Below are 14,947 nucleotides of genomic sequence, written 5' to 3'. Positions count from 1 at the left end.
CCCCATCGTCAAAGTGAATTTAATACACAGGTCAGGTCAATATCGTCGCTTTGGTAGATTCACAAGTCGCAGACGCAGTATACGAAAGTATACTGCATGGACGTAACGTCACAACGCAAGAAAATGTCGCTCTAGACGTCCGGCACAGCCGCGTTAGGGTACCCCTCAAATAACAGGGGGAGCACATGGACCTTTCAGGGAAACACGCACTCGTCACCGGTGGCGGAACAGGCATCGGGCTGGCGATAGCGAACGCATTGGCGGCGGCTGGCGCAGATGTCACCATCACGGGGCGACGCATGGAGGTTTTGCAAAGTGTTGCAACTGACCATCTGCACCCGCTTGTGATGGACGTCACCCAAACGGATCAGGTTTTCGACGGCGTGGACGCTGCTGTCGCGGCCCGTGGTCCGATCCAGATTTGCGTACCAAACGCAGGGATCGCCGAGGGCCGAAGCCTCCATAAAATGGACCTCGACTTTTGGCGGCGCACCATGGCGACCAATCTTGATGGGGCCATGCTCACGATACAAGCGTGCCTACCCTCAATGCTTGGCACGGATTGGGGCCGCGTCATCGCGGTGTCCTCCATCGCAGGCGTACGCGGCCTGAAGGGCGCGCCCGCTTACACTGCCTCGAAGCACGGTCTAATCGGATTGATCCGCGGGCTGAGCGAGGACTACATGGGCAAACCCTACACCTTTAACGCACTCTGCCCGGGCTACGTTGACACCGAAATCGTCACCCGCAACACAGCTGACATCGCGACCCGCGCGGGGCTGTCGGAGGAAGACGCGCTGAACACGATGGTGCGTGCCAACCGCCACAAACGCCTGATCAATGCCGATGAAATCGGCGCCGCTGCCGTGTGGCTGTGCGGGGCGGGGTCAGGCTCGGTCAACGGGCAAACAATCGAAATCGCAGGCGGCCAAGTTTAAGGAACACCCTATGGACATTTTCAACAAAACCCGCGCCCTATTTCACCTGCCGGAGGGCATGACCTATCTGGATGGTAACTCTCTTGGTCCACTGCCCTATGCCGCGCAAGAGCGTGTGGACGCGATGATCCGCGATCAATGGGGCGAATTGCTGATCACCGGTTGGAACAAAGCCGGCTGGATGGAGCAACCCTCCCGCGTTGGGGACCGTGTTGCAAAGCTGATTGGAGCAGAGGCTGGCCACGTGGTGATGGGCGACACGCTTTCGATCAAAGTGTATCAGGCCCTTGCCTCCGCGTTGGAGCTGAATCCGGACCGTAAGGTGATCTTGTCCGACAGCGGAAACTTCCCGTCTGACTTGTATATGGCTGAGGGTTTGATTCGTACGCTGGACCGTGATTTGGAGCTGCGCATTGTGGAGCCGGAAGACGTTGAAGCTGCGCTTGGCGACGACATCGCGGTGATGATGCTCACGCAGGTCGATTACCGGACGGGCCGTATGCACGATATGGCGCGGCTGACCGCGCTGGCTCACGATGCGGGTGCTATCGCGATGTGGGATCTGGCGCATTCCGCAGGGGCGGTGCCCGTCGATGTCGCGGCCGCCAACGCAGATTTCGCAGTGGGCTGTAGCTATAAATATCTGAACTCCGGCCCCGGCGGGCCTGCCTTCATCTACGTCGCACCGCGCCATGCTGATCTGGTGAACCCTGCCCTGTCGGGCTGGCTTGGACATGCATCCCCATTCGCGTTTGATCTCAACTATCAACCCGGCGCAGGGATCGAACGGATGCGCGTCGGCACGCCACCGGTCATCCAATTGGCAGCGTTGGAGGCGGCGTTGGATGTCTGGGATATGGTGGACATGGCCGACGTCCGCGCCCGCGCGGTTGAACTATCTGAGATGTTCATCACCGAAGTGGAAAGCCGCTGTCCGGAGTTGAAACTCGCCTCCCCACGTGACGCCACGCAGCGCGGCAGCCAAGTGTCCTTCACCCATCCGGAAGGCTACGCCATCATGCAGGCATTGATCGCCCACGGCGTTATCGGGGACTTCCGCGCGCCGGATATTTTGCGGTTCGGCATCACGCCACTCTATGTTGGTGAGGCTGACATCATGAACGCCGTCACGGCGCTGCAAAATATCATGGACGGGCGCTTGTGGGACCGTGACGCCTACAAGGTGCGCTCCCGCGTCACTTAACGCGCTTGCGCAGATGGTAGTGCAGTGCCGCGTCGACGACATAGTTGAACACCTGCCGCTGCCCGCCTAAAACCAGCCCGCGTTTTCCGGACAACTCCGGTAAAGGGCCGAAGATGGCGCGGGCGTCGTCTATAATCGCGGTGCTGCAAGGCACCATGACAGCTGCCTGCCCGCCAATGAGACCTAATCTCAATGTGGTGCCCGTTTTTGGGGCACACGTCAGGTAGGCTGGCTCCCCCCATTTCATGGTCTCGTCCAACTGCCCGACCTCATTCGAAGCCGCTGCAGCACGTAAGATATCTAGGCGCGCCGCACGCAACGTCGTCGCCACATCGGCTGGCATAGAGGCAAACACTTGGAAAATGGCGTCAGGAATATCATTTGAGGCCAGCATCATTGTCTCCTTTGGCGATGGCTTACCTTAAACCACGTGCAAGTCGCAAATCTTGCTATAGTTTGCGTAGACCCGATCTTGAAAATAGCGTCTTCTGCTGAGGCGTCCCTAGCTGGATATATTTATGGATTCCTTTCTATTCGCCTCGACCCTTTATCTTTTGGTTGCCTGCATCGCCGTGCCTTTGGCCGTGCGTTTGGGGCTGGGGTCGGTTTTGGGCTACCTCACAGCTGGCATTATGATCGCGCCGCTCGAAGGGCTGGTCGGGTCGGAGACGCAAAGCCTGCAGCACTTCGCGGAGTTCGGCGTGGTGATGATGCTGTTCCTCATCGGGTTGGAGCTGGAGCCGCGCTCTCTATGGAATATGCGCCACAGGTTATTGGGCCTTGGCGGGCTACAGGTTGGTCTAACCACGGTGCTGGTGTCGGGCGCTGCAATGCTGATGGCTGTGCCGTGGCAAGGTGCTTTGGCAATTGGCTTGATCTTCGCGCTGTCGTCCACCGCCATCGTGCTGCAAACGCTGACCGAAAAGAACCTGATGCAAACCAACGGCGGTCGATCCAGCTTTTCGGTTCTGCTGACGCAAGATATCGCCGTCATCCCCATGCTCGCGCTGGTACCTTTGTTGACATGGCCCGGTTTGAACAACCGCGCCGCAACAGACGGGGGGCACGGCAGCGAAGACTTAGGCGCAGCCAGTGACGTCATGCATATGCTCGACGGGTTGCCAGGTTGGGGGGTCACGCTCGTCACCCTTGGCGCGATCATTTTAATCGTGATCGGCGGGCATTACACCACCCGCCCCGTCTTTCGCTACGTCCACCGCGCGCACATGCGCGAGATGTATACCGCTGTGGCCCTGCTCATTGTCGTCGGCGTCGCCGCTTTGATGGTGCTGGTTGGCCTTTCGCCAGCTTTAGGAGCGTTCCTTGCGGGTGTGGTTTTGGCTAACAGCGAGTTTCGCCACGAACTGGCCGCCGACATTGAGCCATTCAAAGGCCTGTTGCTGGGTTTGTTCTTCATAACCGTCGGCGCTGGCATCAATTTCGACGTTCTCATGGGCGCGCCCCTCGTGATCCTCGGCCTGACGCTGGGCGTTATGGCAATCAAGGCGGGCGTCCTCTTTGCGCTTGCGCTTCTGTTCAAGATCAAAGGGCGTGACCGTATGTTGTTCACCTTGGGTTTGGCACAGGCCGGTGAATTCGGATTCGTGCTGACGAGCTTCTCCGTGCAGAACAATGTCCTCCCGACAGAGATGTCGGAAACCATTTTGCTGGTGGTCGCGCTTTCCATGTTGCTGACACCGCTGTTGTTCATCGCCTACGACAAGCTGCAACATCGTTTCCTAGAACAACGCGAGCACGTCCCCCAAGACGATATAGATGAGCAGCAACCGATTATCATCGCAGGCGTCGGGCGGTTCGGGCAGGTCGTGAACCGCCTTCTGCAAAGCTCCGGCTTCCAGACGACCGTGTTGGACCACGACTTACCCCTTATCCAACTGATGCGCCGCTTCGGCTTTAAGGGCTACTTTGGCGACCCTACCCGCCCCGAGATGTTACATGCGGCTGGCCTGTCCGAGGCAAAGGTACTTGTGGTGGCAGTCGACGACCCGAAGGCCGCGACAAAAATCGTTAAATTCGCCCGCCGCGAGCGTCCGGACCTCACCATCATTGGCCGTGCTCGCGACCGCGTTCACATGTTCGAACTCTATCAGGCGGGAGCCGACAAAATCGTGCGCGAAATGTTCGACAGCTCTCTGCGCGCTGGCCGGTATGTACTGGAAGAGATGGGCCTGACCGATCACGAGGCCCATGAGCAGGAGGTCGCCTTCTTCCGCATGGACCGCCATGCGATGCTTGACTTGGCCGAGTTGTGGGATCCCGACATCCCCGTCAGCGAGAACGAGGCTTATCTAGAGCGGGCGAAAGAGCTGAACCGCGACCTCGAGATCGAACTGCTCTCCAACCTCTCAAAACCTGAGGCGGCTGAGTAATCAGCCGTCGCTAACCCCGGCCTCCGCAAAGGTCGCCATTCCAGAGTGACATGCGACTGCGGCCTTTAACACCCCAATGGCGGCAGCCGCCCCTGACCCTTCGCCAAGCCGCAATCCCAACGACAGAAGCGGCTCCTTACCGAGGCCCTCCAGCATCTTACCATGCGCCCCTTCTGCGGACAGATGCCCCGCCACGCAGTGATCCAACGCGCCGGACTGCGTTTTCTCCAAAACAGAGGCTGCGGCCGTGCAAATGAACCCGTCCAAGATAACGGGAATGCGGTGTGCCCGTGCGGCCGCAATTGCCCCCGCCATGGCAGCGAGTTCTCGACCACCCATGCAGCGCAAGATTTCTAAGGGATCGCGCGAGGCGTGCAGCGCCAAACCTTCGTCGACAACCCGTGCCTTGTTGGCCAGCCCCGCGTCATCAACGCCGGTACCGCGGCCAACCCAGTCTTCACCGGCGCCGCCAAACAGCGCAGCCCCAAGGGCCGCGCCCGACGTCGTGTTGCCAATCCCCATCTCGCCGGTCACCAGCAGGTCTGCCGATGGATCAACCGCGTCCCACCCCGTTTGCAGCGCGGTCACGCAGTCCCGCTCACTCATCGCGGGGGCCTTGGTGAAATCCTCGGTGGGCCTGTCCAACTCCAAAGCATGTACCGTCATGGACGCACCGAAAGCCTTCGCCAATTGATTGATAGCTGCGCCGCCGTGCTCAAAATTTGCGACCATCTGCACCGTCACTTCAGACGGGAATGCCGACACGCCTTGTGCACACACCCCGTGGTTGCCCGCGAAAATAACTATCTGTGGGGCCTCCAGTGTCGGGCGCGCGGAACCGCGCCAGCCCGCATACCAGATTGCAAGCTCTTCCAACCGCCCCAATGCGCCGGGCGGTTTTGTCAACTGCCCGTTGCGCTGCTCGGCCCCATCGCAAGCGGCTAAGTCGGCATCCGGTAGCTTCGCCAACACATGCGCAAATTCGGTGAGGGTGGAAAACTGGGACATCAGACGCTCGCAATTGTAAAAACCGTTGCACCTGTTTACCCCTGAGGGTCCCGAACACAAGCGAATGACGGCGTCACTTAATGGACAATACCGACACGACCCCCGCCAAGCCTGAAGATATCTGGGTGGCGCTTGGCCTTCTGACCCGACTTCCCCTGCCCGCGCGGGACTGGGATAACGCGCGCCACGCGGCGCTGGCCGCGTGGGCGTATCCCCTTGCGGGGTTCATCGTGGGCGTGATTGCCTGCCTTTTGGGAACGCTTGCGCAAGCCTTCGGGCTTCCCGCAGGCATGGTCGCCGCCCTGGTCCTGCTGGGCTTGACCCTTTTGACAGGCGCCATGCACGAAGACGGCTTGGCCGACACCGCAGACGGTTTCTGGGGCGGCGCGAATCCCGCGCGCCGGTTGGATATCATGAAAGACAGCCATATCGGCGCATACGGTGTCATCGCGTTGATTACCGGCTTCACGCTGCGTTGGAGCGCCCTAACGGCACTGCTCTCCGCCGGATGGCTTTGGACCCCGATCCTTGTCACCGCGATGACATCACGGGCGGCGATGGCATATGTGATGAACATATTGCCCAATGCCCGTGCATCAGGGCTTTCCAGCCTCACGGGCCGTCCCGGAAAAACTGGCCCCCGCATAGCAGCCGCAATTGCTGCGGCAGGCGCTATACTCGGGTTTGGGCTCTCGGGGATTTGGCTGCTCATCATTGCGGGCGCGACACTACTTGGCTGCGCGGCGCTGGCACGGCAAAAAATTGGCGGGCAGACGGGCGATATTCTGGGTGCGACACAGCAAGTGACGGAGATCACCATGCTCGCGACGGTATGTACTTTGGTTCTCTAGAACAAAAAAACCGCCCGCCAGTGATGGCGAGCGGCTTTAAAAATTAACAGTTTTGGGCAGTTTAAGCCGCCGAGACTGTCCGGCTCACCAGCACATCGTCGATCTCCTTCATCGAAGACGGCTCATCCTTGCCTTGCACGACTGCGATCTCACGCGTCAGACGCTCCAGCGCAGCCTCATACAGCTGACGTTCCGAATAACTTTGCTCGCGCTGGTCGCCATGACGGTGTAAGTCGCGCACAACCTCAGCAATGGCGATCAAGTCGCCGGAGTTAATCTTTTGCTCATACTCCTGCGCACGGCGTGACCACATCGCTCGTTTAACACGTGCTTTGCCCTTCAAGGTTTTGAATGCCTGTCCAACCAGATCAGGCGACGACAATGGGCGCATGCCGACTTCGATGGCTTTGTGCGTCGGAACGCGCAGGGTCATTTTGTCCTTCTCGAACGCAACAACAAAGAGCTCCAGCTCGATACCGGCAACTTCTTGGGTCTCGACATTGATCACTTTACCAACGCCATGCGCCGGATACACCACGAACTCATTCGCACTAAAGTCTTGTTTCTTCTTGCTCATACATATTCATTCCCAACTGGGAACGCCCTTCTAAAACAGCGAAAAAGACGGGCCGGAGAAGCGTCTCCGGTCAATCCTAGACCCTGTTTGATTTAAAGCACCCGAGTGAAACATAGCGTGGGTGCTCCCCATTCGTTGAGAACACCATAACACAGAATCGGGCATATCGGAAGTCATGCCGATTTCAGCGCCGGATTAACGCGAGAAGCTAATCCCTTTAGCCGCCCTCGCCGGGCTTTTCAGAGAAGTACTTTTCCAACTTGCCTTCTTCGCCGTCGCGTTCCTCGGCTTCTGGCAACTGATCTTTCTTGGTAATGATAACAGGCCACATTTCCGAGTACTTGCGATTGAACTCGACCCATTTCTCCATATCCGGCTCGGTGTCCGGACGGATGGCATCTGCGGGGCATTCGGGTTCACATACACCACAGTCGATGCATTCATCAGGGTGGATCACCAGCATGTTCTCACCCTCATAGAAACAATCTACGGGGCAAACCTCAACACAATCTGTGTATTTGCAGGCGATGCAGGCGTCGTTGACAATATAGGTCATGTGCGGTGTCCGATTTTTCTTATCGCGATTGTCCTAAGCCTCAGGGACGGATCATTCAAGGCCACGATCCCGTGAAAGATCAAGACTGCGCCGATCTTTCTTCGTGGGACGCCCACCAACGCGGTCCGCGCCGAACGCTTTTGGCTTGGACACATGTGCTGGGGTTTTGTCCAAATAGAGGGTCTGCGCTTCGGGGGCGGGGCCGCGCCGTGTACCGCAGGCCAAGATTTCGACCACTCTTATTCTATCGCCTTGGGCGAAGGTCAGAACGTCCCCGGCCCCGATTTTATAGGCTGCTTTGTCGATTTTTCCCGCGTTCACACGAACATGCCCACTGGTCACCTGTTTGGCCGCCAGCGTGCGGGTTTTGAAAAACCGCGCATGCCAGAGCCACTTATCTATTCTAAGCGTCTCTGACATCACGCGCGGCATCGCTGCACGGAAAACTCTGTATCAGAGTTTTCCCAAAAGTCTCTTGGAGACTTTTGTCCAAATGAACCGCTCAGTCTTTCTTCAGCCCCATCAGGGCTGCCGCAAACGGATTATCGGGGTCGATTGCCTTTTCTTTCTTTGGCGGTCGGGCTTGGTAGGTCTTCGCGCTTGCGTCGCGACGCGCGCCGCCCTTACCCTTCGGTTTACCGCCGGGCTTCCCTTTACCACGTGCGTCACCTTGCGGACGCGCGCCCTCGCGCGGTTTGCGTGCCCCTTGTCCGCCCCATGTGAAGGTGTAGTACACCTCCATCTCCGGCGCAGCGTTTTCTGCCTCGGCGGGAGCGTCTACAATAGCCTTACCATCTGACGCACCCTCGGCTACAGCCGCTGCCGCGTCTTCGGCTGGTGACGTCTTTTCCTGCGCAGACACTGTGGGGGCCGCTTTGATCTTCGGGCGCTCTGCCTTCTCGGCTTTATAGCCCAAACCCGTCATCAAATTAGAGAACTGCTCCAGCGTCATCCCCGTGATCGAGAGCATATCGGCCTTGGCCTCAAATCCGCCACGGCTGTTTTCCGCACGCAGTTGGTCGGCCAAGCGCTCTAGCATGTCAATACGGATCGCGCGGTCACCCGCTAGACGGTAGCCAGCTTGCGTATAATATCCCTCAGGCGCGTCAACAACTGCAGGAACAGTAACCAAACCAGGTGGCGGGGATTCGGGGAACTCGGCCAGATCCTTTTGCAGCGACCAAAGCACCAAACGCAAACGCGTCGGGGCGGGTTTCAACAGCAGGGGCATGAAGATTGTGAACTGGCCGAAACGAATGCCGTGCTTGCGCAACGCGCCGCGCGCCTCCTGGTCCAGCGCTTTGACATCGTTGGCAACCGCGTCACGTGGCAGCACGCCCAGAGCTTCTGACATCTGAAACGCAAAGCCTTTTGCAAGGCCCGTCAGTGTCTCGTCGTTCGACAGCGCCATCATCGGCTCAAACGCCGCAGTCACTTTGCGGTCAATGAAGTGCTGCAAGCGGCGTTTGACCTTCTCGGCAACATCGGCGCCAGCTTCTTCGTCAACGAAGGCTTCAACATCCGGCTTCAACGCAGACGCGCCTTTCACCAGCTTGCCAACGGCCATCTCACCCCACATCAATCCACCTTGCTCGGTGAAATCCATCTCAGTGTCCGGCGCATTGTAGAATTTATCAGCGCGCAGGTTGAAGTGCGGTGTTAAAGCCGCCAGCGCCGCTTGGCGCAGCATCTTTGCCTCGTCTGGGCTAGAGGTTTGATCCTGCCGAAACCGGAACCCATCAAGACGGCCGATCATCTCGCCCTCAACCGTCACTTCACCCTTGTCGTTTACGTCAGCCACGAGGCTCTCCTTCTGCTTCAACCGCCGCAACAACACGGATGTGCGCCGGTCGACAAATCTTTGCGTCAGCGCGCCATGAAGCGCATCTGACAGGCGGTCTTCTACAGCACGGGTTTCCCCGCGCCAATGGCTTTCGTCCTGCACCCAGCCTTTGCGCTGCGCGACATAGGTCCAAGTGCGAATAAAAGCCAACCGCTTGGACAGCGCGTCAATGCCGCCGTCCGTGCGGTCGATACGGGCAACTTGGCCGGCGATATAGTCGCGCGGAACTTCACCCTTGTCGTGCAAATAGCCGAAAATCGCCTCCAGCAAGGCGGAATGCTCTCCTTGGCTGATTCCCCTGAAATCCGGTATCCGGCACACATCCCATAACAGCTTCACGTCATGGGGCGTGGACACACGGGCGTCCACTTGCGCCACATCACGCAGGGACTTCAGCGCGATCACGTCATCGGCGTCGCGGGCGCGGCTCAGCCAGTCGTCATTGGTGCGCATCTCCAGGCTTTGCAGCAAACGCCCGATCGATCCGAATTCAAGCCGGTCGTTGCGCCACTGCAGCTTCTTGATCGGCGTAAACCGAGCGGATGTGATCGCCTCCACCACCTCCGGCTCCAAATCAGAAGCCTCTCCTGTCACGCCAAAGGTTCCGGGCTGCATGTAGCGGCCCGCCCTGCCCGCGATCTGCGCCAATTCATTGGGCATAAGGCGGCGCATGCGGCGCCCATCGAACTTTGACAAAGCCGAGAACGCGACATGGCTCACATCAAGATTCAGCCCCATGCCGATCGCATCTGTGGCGACCAGATAGTCGACGTCCCCGTTTTGGTACATCTCCACCTGCGCGTTACGTGTGCGCGGCGAAAGCGCTCCCATAACCACGGCGCAGCCACCTTTTTGGCGGCGGATCAACTCCGCAATGGCATACACATTTTCAACAGAAAAGCCGACGATGGCGCTGCGCGGCTTCAGTCTGCTTATCTTTTTCGAACCTGTATAGGTCAATTCGCTAAATCGCTCACGCCGCATGAATTGCGCTTTCGGCTCCATAGCGGCGATGGCACTTTTCATGGTGTCGGACCCCATGAACAACGTCTCCAGCTGACCGCGAGAGCGCAGCAATCTGTTCGTGAAGACATGCCCGCGTTCCGGATCGGCACACAGCTGGATTTCGTCAATCGCCAGAAAATCCGTGCCCATGCCCTCCGGCATCGCCTCCACCGTGCACACCCAGTAGGCGGCACGGTCCGGCACAATGCGCTCCTCGCCGGTGATCAGCGCCACAACGGACGGACCACGCAGAGCCACAATCTTATCGTAAACCTCGCGCGCCAGAAGCCGCAGCGGCAGGCCGATAATGCCGGTGCGGTGCGCCAGCATGCGCTCGATAGCGTAGTGGGTTTTGCCAGTGTTGGTCGGGCCAAGAACCGCAGTGACGCGTGCCTGTTGGCTCATATCTTGCCCTTAGAGTTCGGGGGCCGGAAGTTTCCGGCCAGCCGTCTAGATGTCTTGGCCGGAGATCGTTTTCTCCAACCGCTCGATGGCCTCTTTTAGGCCCTCACGCTGGGGATGTATAGCGGCCGCAGATTGATACGCCGCAAGTGCATCCTCCTTGCGGTCCAACTCCTCCAAAATACGCCCCAATCCTTGCAGCGCGGCGAAGTGGCGTGGGTTCAGCGCCAGCGCGCGCTGGATGTCAGCGATTGAAAGCCCGTATTCATCGGCATTGAAAAACGCCGTCGCACGGGCATTCCAGCCTTCGGCGAATTCCGGCGCATGGTCGGTTAATGCGGTCAGGTGGTTAATTGCCTTGGCAAAATCACCGTTCTCCATCGCGCGTCGCCCTCGCGACAGCAACAGGTCCATCGACGCAGAGCCCGACCGCGACCATTCCGCCCAGATCTGACGCTCGACGCTTTGCGGATCTTCCAAATCGGGCGCGCTTAGCTGATCGTACAACCCGTCCAGCTTCGTCTCATCTGCCAGACTTGGCACGCTGAAAACGGAAACCGACAGAAATGCCGTAACGAAAATATTGAGGACTGTGCGGGAAACTACCATAACGCCTTTAACTCTAGCGGATGATTTGCAAAAATCAAAAGGTGCAGGCATCCGTCCCATCACTTTTTCAGGAGAACTCTTCATGAGCGACGTAATTAACCAAGCCGTAACTGCTTTGTCAGCTAAAATGGACGGCGGCTTTGACGGCTCCGTAAAATTCGTGATCGAGGACGAAGGTGCGATCATGGTTGACGGCGACGGTGTACGCGCGGGCGACGACGAAGCGGAATGCACGATGACGGCAGACGCCGAAACCTTCGAGGCAATCCTGAGCGGCGAAATGAATCCCACTGCAGCCTTCATGAGCGGCAAGCTCACCGTTGACGGTGACATGGGCACAGCCATGAAGCTCGGCTCGGTCCTGTCGTGAGCTTAACCCCTGCCCCCTTTCACGCTGATGTTGCGAATGGGCCAGACGGCGGCTCTGCCTACTGGTTAACCACCTCCGACGGTGTTCGTATCCGCATTGGCGTTTGGGGCGGCGGGGACAAAGGTACCGTGCTGCTGTTTCCCGGTCGTACGGAATTTATTGAGAAATACGGCGCCGCGGCCCAAGGTTTTCAGGACCGCGGTTTCTCTACGGTTGCGATTGACTGGCGCGGCCAAGGACTTGCCGACCGTGCGCTGGACAACGCTGCAATCGGCCATGTCGACGATTTCCAAGAATACCAAAAAGATATTGATGCCGTTCTTGCCGCATTGCCGGAGTTAGACCTGCCCGATCCAACGGGCCTGTTCGCGCATTCCATGGGCGGTTGCATCGGCCTACGTGCGTTGATGAACGGCTTGCCCGTCGATGCCGCCGTGTTCACCGGCCCGATGTGGGGCATATCGCTTGATCCGGTTCGGCGCGGCGCGGGTTGGGCATTGTCGACCCTGTCGCGCAAGACCAACTTCGAGAAACTTCTAGCCCCTGGTACCACTGGGCAGTCCTATGTGATGGTGCAGCCGTTCGAGGGTAACCTGCTGACCCGAGACGAGAACATGTACGCGCAGATGCGACACCAGTTGATTGCGCATCCAGAGCTGGCCCTTGGCGGGCCGTCGATGGCTTGGCTGAACGAGGCCTTGAAAGAATGCCGCGCCCTGTCGCTAAGCCCCACGCCCAATGTGCCGACGATCACCTTCCTAGGCACGAACGAGCGCATCGTAGACACCAAAGCCGTTCACGACCGCATGGCGCGGTGGAACACCGGAGAACTGCGCCTCGTTGACGGGGCGGAGCATGAGGTTGTCATGGATCGGCCCGACGTGCAGGCCGATGTCTATGACGCGACTGTAGAGCTGTTTTTGGGCGCGTCAGAGGACGCCTAAGCGTCCACCAACACCCCGTTTTCCAACCGCACCACACGGTCCATTCGTCCCGCCAACTCTAGGTTGTGCGTGGCGATCAGCGCCGCCAAGCCAGTGTCGCGGGCCAGCGTCATCAGCGCGTCGAACACCTGATCGGAGGTGCCCGGGTCTAGGTTGCCGGTCGGCTCGTCCGCCAACAGCAAACCCGGTTGGTTTGCCAGAGCACGGCAGAACGCAACCCGTTGCTGCTCCCCGCCTGACAATTCGCCCGGACGGTGCGCAGCGCGCGCAGCAACCCCCACCTTGCCAAGCAGATCAAGCGCACGCTCTTGTGCCTCACCCTTCGGCACGCCAGCGGCAAGTTGCGGCAGCACAATGTTTTCCAAGGCTGTGAATTCCGGCAGCAGGTGATGGAACTGGTAGATAAAGCCGATCTTGGAGCGCCGCGCCGCCGTCCGCGCGCGGTCGCTTTTGCCGCTCAGATCATCGCCCGCAATGGTGACGCGCCCCGCATCCGGTGTGTCGAGCAACCCCGCCATATGCAGTAGGGTCGATTTGCCCGCACCAGACGGTGCCACCATGGCGACCACCTCACCCGGCGAGACCTCCAGATGCACACCGCGCAAAACCGCGATCTCGTTGGGTTTGCCTTGGTTGTAAACTTTCTCGACCCCGTCGAGCAGTAATGCCGCGTTACTCATAGCGCAGGGCCTCCACTGGGTTCATGCGGGCCGCACGGCGGGCCGGAAAGATGGTGACGACAAAGCTGAGGAACAGCGAAAGCGAAATGGCGGACACCACGTCCCCCCACTCCAATCGCGCCGGTAGCTTGGAGATCAGGCGCACGGACGGATCCCAAACGCCACCGCCAGCGACCCAGTTCACGAGCCCGAAAATCTGGTCGATGTAGATAGCAAACAGGCACCCAAGGATCATCCCCAAGATGGTGCCAATCACGCCAATAGACGCGCCGCAAATAAAGAACACCCGCAACACGGAGCCCTCCGACAGGCCCATGGTGCGCAAAATGCCAATGTCACGGCCCTTGTTTTTCACCAACATGATCAAACCAGAGACGATGTTCATCGACGCGATTAGCACCAGCACCGACAAGATCAGGAACATCACGTTGTCTTCCATTTCCAGCGCATTCAGGAACGCGCCCGAACTGTCACGCCACGTCCAAAGCAACGCACCGTCACCGGCCGCCGCCAGCAGGTCGCGCTCGTGCGTGCCAACGTTCTCGGGGTCATCAAGAATAACCTCAATTTCGTCCGCAACGCCTTCACGGTTGAAGTATTCTTGCGCCTTGTCGAACGGCATGTAGACGCGTGTGCGGTCGATGTCGTAGCGGCCCACTTGGAAGACATAGACCACCTCAAACGCCACGATGCGTGGTGAAGTGCCAAATGCCGTCTTCGTGCCATTTGGCGAAATCAGCTTAACTTTGTCGCCGACTGATACACCCAAGCTGCGCGCAACGCCCCAGCCGATAGCAATGGTCATACCGTTGTTCGCCACGCCAAATTGCGCCAGATCACCAAGGCGTTGCTCCGGCTCCGCCACGCGGCGCACGGAGGACAGGTCTTGCGCACGGATGCCAAACACCTCCGCCGCGGCATTGCCGCCCGCGGGCGCTGCCGCCATGACCTGCCCTTTCACGAGGGGTGCCGCACGTACAACCCCCGGCGCGTCGGCCATCTTGGCGGTCAGCCCGTCATAGTCTTGAATGACCTGCGCGAAAGTCCCCGCGTCGTTGGTTTGACCGGACGAATACACGGTGACATGGGCGTTCGCGCCCAAGATCGTGTCTACGAATTCGTAGCGAAAGCCAGACCGCACGGCCAAGGTGATGATCAACGCGGCCACCGCCAATGTGATGCCGATCAGGCTGATCCATGTCATGACAGACACGCCACCTTCGGCGCGTTTAGCGCGCAAGTAGCGCCATGCGATCATCCATTCAAACCCCGCAAACGGGGTGGTAGAGGTGGGGCTGCTGTTGCTCAACTGCGCTCTCCTGCTCGATTTTGTCGTCACATTTGCGCTGATCGCCTTGGCGGGTCAAGCCTATGACGGCGGCTCGCCGCCGAGCCTCGCGCGCACGCCGAACCTGCCCCCGCGTCACCTTCGGACGAATTCGGTCCCAATATTGACGCTTTTCACGCCCGTCTCGCCGGATTTGTCGTGGTTTTTACGCATAATCGTCTAAGCTTGCAGGTGAGAGACAATAGAAAAACTTGACCGCTAATACGCGCTTAGGCCTTCAAA

At 59.0% G+C, this 14,947-nt stretch carries 15 protein-coding genes; 6 read left to right on the top strand and 9 right to left on the bottom strand.

What is annotated here, in order from left to right; genetic code table 11:
* Nucleotides 1-185 precede the first annotated feature (185 nt).
* Both BLW66_RS01855 and kynU read left to right on the top strand, forming a co-directional pair.
* Nucleotides 186-938, top strand: a complete 753-nt coding sequence (locus BLW66_RS01855; protein ID WP_089944125.1) for an SDR family NAD(P)-dependent oxidoreductase — start codon at nucleotides 186-188, stop codon at nucleotides 936-938.
* A gap of 10 nt (nucleotides 939-948) precedes the next feature.
* Nucleotides 949-2,142 (top strand): kynureninase, encoded by a 1,194-nt coding sequence (kynU, locus tag BLW66_RS01850; protein WP_089944124.1) that lies wholly within the window; start codon nucleotides 949-951, stop codon nucleotides 2,140-2,142.
* Here kynU and BLW66_RS01845 read toward each other — a convergent pair.
* Nucleotides 2,135-2,536 carry a hypothetical protein gene (locus tag BLW66_RS01845; protein ID WP_089944121.1) on the bottom strand — a complete coding sequence of 134 codons (402 nt, stop codon included), beginning with the start codon at nucleotides 2,534-2,536 and terminating at the stop codon, nucleotides 2,135-2,137. The two genes, kynU and BLW66_RS01845, sit on opposite strands and share 8 nt — an antisense overlap.
* 124 nt (nucleotides 2,537-2,660) lie before the next feature.
* Here BLW66_RS01845 and BLW66_RS01840 point away from each other — a divergent pair, with 124 nt between their 5' ends.
* The gene (locus BLW66_RS01840; RefSeq protein WP_089944119.1) at nucleotides 2,661-4,532 is read left to right on the top strand and encodes a cation:proton antiporter domain-containing protein; all 1,872 of its coding nucleotides are present in this window, start codon (nucleotides 2,661-2,663) and stop codon (nucleotides 4,530-4,532) included.
* On the opposite strand, the gene cobT is transcribed toward BLW66_RS01840, so the two are convergent.
* Nucleotides 4,533-5,540, bottom strand: coding sequence for a nicotinate-nucleotide--dimethylbenzimidazole phosphoribosyltransferase (cobT, locus tag BLW66_RS01835; RefSeq protein ID WP_089944117.1), 1,008 nt, complete (start codon nucleotides 5,538-5,540; stop codon nucleotides 4,533-4,535).
* A gap of 80 nt (nucleotides 5,541-5,620) precedes the next feature.
* Between cobT and cobS the strand changes: the two genes are divergently transcribed.
* Nucleotides 5,621-6,391: an adenosylcobinamide-GDP ribazoletransferase gene (gene cobS, locus BLW66_RS01830; RefSeq protein WP_089944113.1), complete on the top strand. Its 771-nt coding sequence runs from the start codon at nucleotides 5,621-5,623 to the stop codon at nucleotides 6,389-6,391.
* 61 nt (nucleotides 6,392-6,452) lie between these two features.
* On the opposite strand, the gene BLW66_RS01825 is transcribed toward cobS, so the two are convergent.
* From BLW66_RS01825 to BLW66_RS01805, 5 genes are all read right to left on the bottom strand, one after another.
* Nucleotides 6,453-6,968: a CarD family transcriptional regulator gene (locus tag BLW66_RS01825; RefSeq protein ID WP_089944111.1), complete on the bottom strand. Its 516-nt coding sequence runs from the start codon at nucleotides 6,966-6,968 to the stop codon at nucleotides 6,453-6,455.
* Nucleotides 6,969-7,185: 217 nt separating this feature from the next.
* A complete protein-coding gene (gene fdxA, locus BLW66_RS01820) occupies nucleotides 7,186-7,524 on the bottom strand; it encodes a ferredoxin FdxA (RefSeq protein ID WP_089944108.1) in 339 nt (112 codons plus the stop codon).
* 51 nt (nucleotides 7,525-7,575) lie between these two features.
* The gene (locus BLW66_RS01815) at nucleotides 7,576-7,956 is read right to left on the bottom strand and encodes an RNA-binding S4 domain-containing protein (RefSeq protein ID WP_425283318.1); all 381 of its coding nucleotides are present in this window, start codon (nucleotides 7,954-7,956) and stop codon (nucleotides 7,576-7,578) included.
* 70 nt (nucleotides 7,957-8,026) lie between these two features.
* The gene (locus tag BLW66_RS01810; RefSeq protein WP_089944105.1) at nucleotides 8,027-10,777 is read right to left on the bottom strand and encodes a helicase-related protein; all 2,751 of its coding nucleotides are present in this window, start codon (nucleotides 10,775-10,777) and stop codon (nucleotides 8,027-8,029) included.
* A gap of 45 nt (nucleotides 10,778-10,822) precedes the next feature.
* Nucleotides 10,823-11,383, bottom strand: coding sequence for a tetratricopeptide repeat protein (locus BLW66_RS01805; RefSeq protein WP_089944101.1), 561 nt, complete (start codon nucleotides 11,381-11,383; stop codon nucleotides 10,823-10,825).
* A gap of 82 nt (nucleotides 11,384-11,465) precedes the next feature.
* Here BLW66_RS01805 and BLW66_RS01800 point away from each other — a divergent pair, with 82 nt between their 5' ends.
* Nucleotides 11,466-11,753, top strand: a complete 288-nt coding sequence (locus tag BLW66_RS01800; RefSeq protein ID WP_089944098.1) for an SCP2 sterol-binding domain-containing protein — start codon at nucleotides 11,466-11,468, stop codon at nucleotides 11,751-11,753.
* Nucleotides 11,750-12,697, top strand: a complete 948-nt coding sequence (locus BLW66_RS01795) for an alpha/beta hydrolase (protein WP_089944095.1) — start codon at nucleotides 11,750-11,752, stop codon at nucleotides 12,695-12,697. The genes BLW66_RS01800 and BLW66_RS01795 overlap by 4 nt, the downstream gene beginning before the upstream one ends.
* Here the strand turns inward: BLW66_RS01795 and BLW66_RS01790 are convergent.
* Nucleotides 12,694-13,377, bottom strand: coding sequence for an ABC transporter ATP-binding protein (locus BLW66_RS01790; protein WP_089944091.1), 684 nt, complete (start codon nucleotides 13,375-13,377; stop codon nucleotides 12,694-12,696). The two genes, BLW66_RS01795 and BLW66_RS01790, sit on opposite strands and share 4 nt — an antisense overlap.
* Nucleotides 13,370-14,635, bottom strand: coding sequence for a lipoprotein-releasing ABC transporter permease subunit (locus tag BLW66_RS01785; RefSeq protein ID WP_089945623.1), 1,266 nt, complete (start codon nucleotides 14,633-14,635; stop codon nucleotides 13,370-13,372). The genes BLW66_RS01790 and BLW66_RS01785 overlap by 8 nt, the downstream gene beginning before the upstream one ends.
* Nucleotides 14,636-14,947 lie beyond the last annotated feature (312 nt).

It is taken from the genome of Litoreibacter albidus (assembly GCF_900107015.1).
GTDB classification, from domain to species: Bacteria; Pseudomonadota; Alphaproteobacteria; order Rhodobacterales; family Rhodobacteraceae; genus Litoreibacter; species Litoreibacter albidus.
This window is presented reverse-complemented; position numbering and strand designations above follow the sequence as displayed.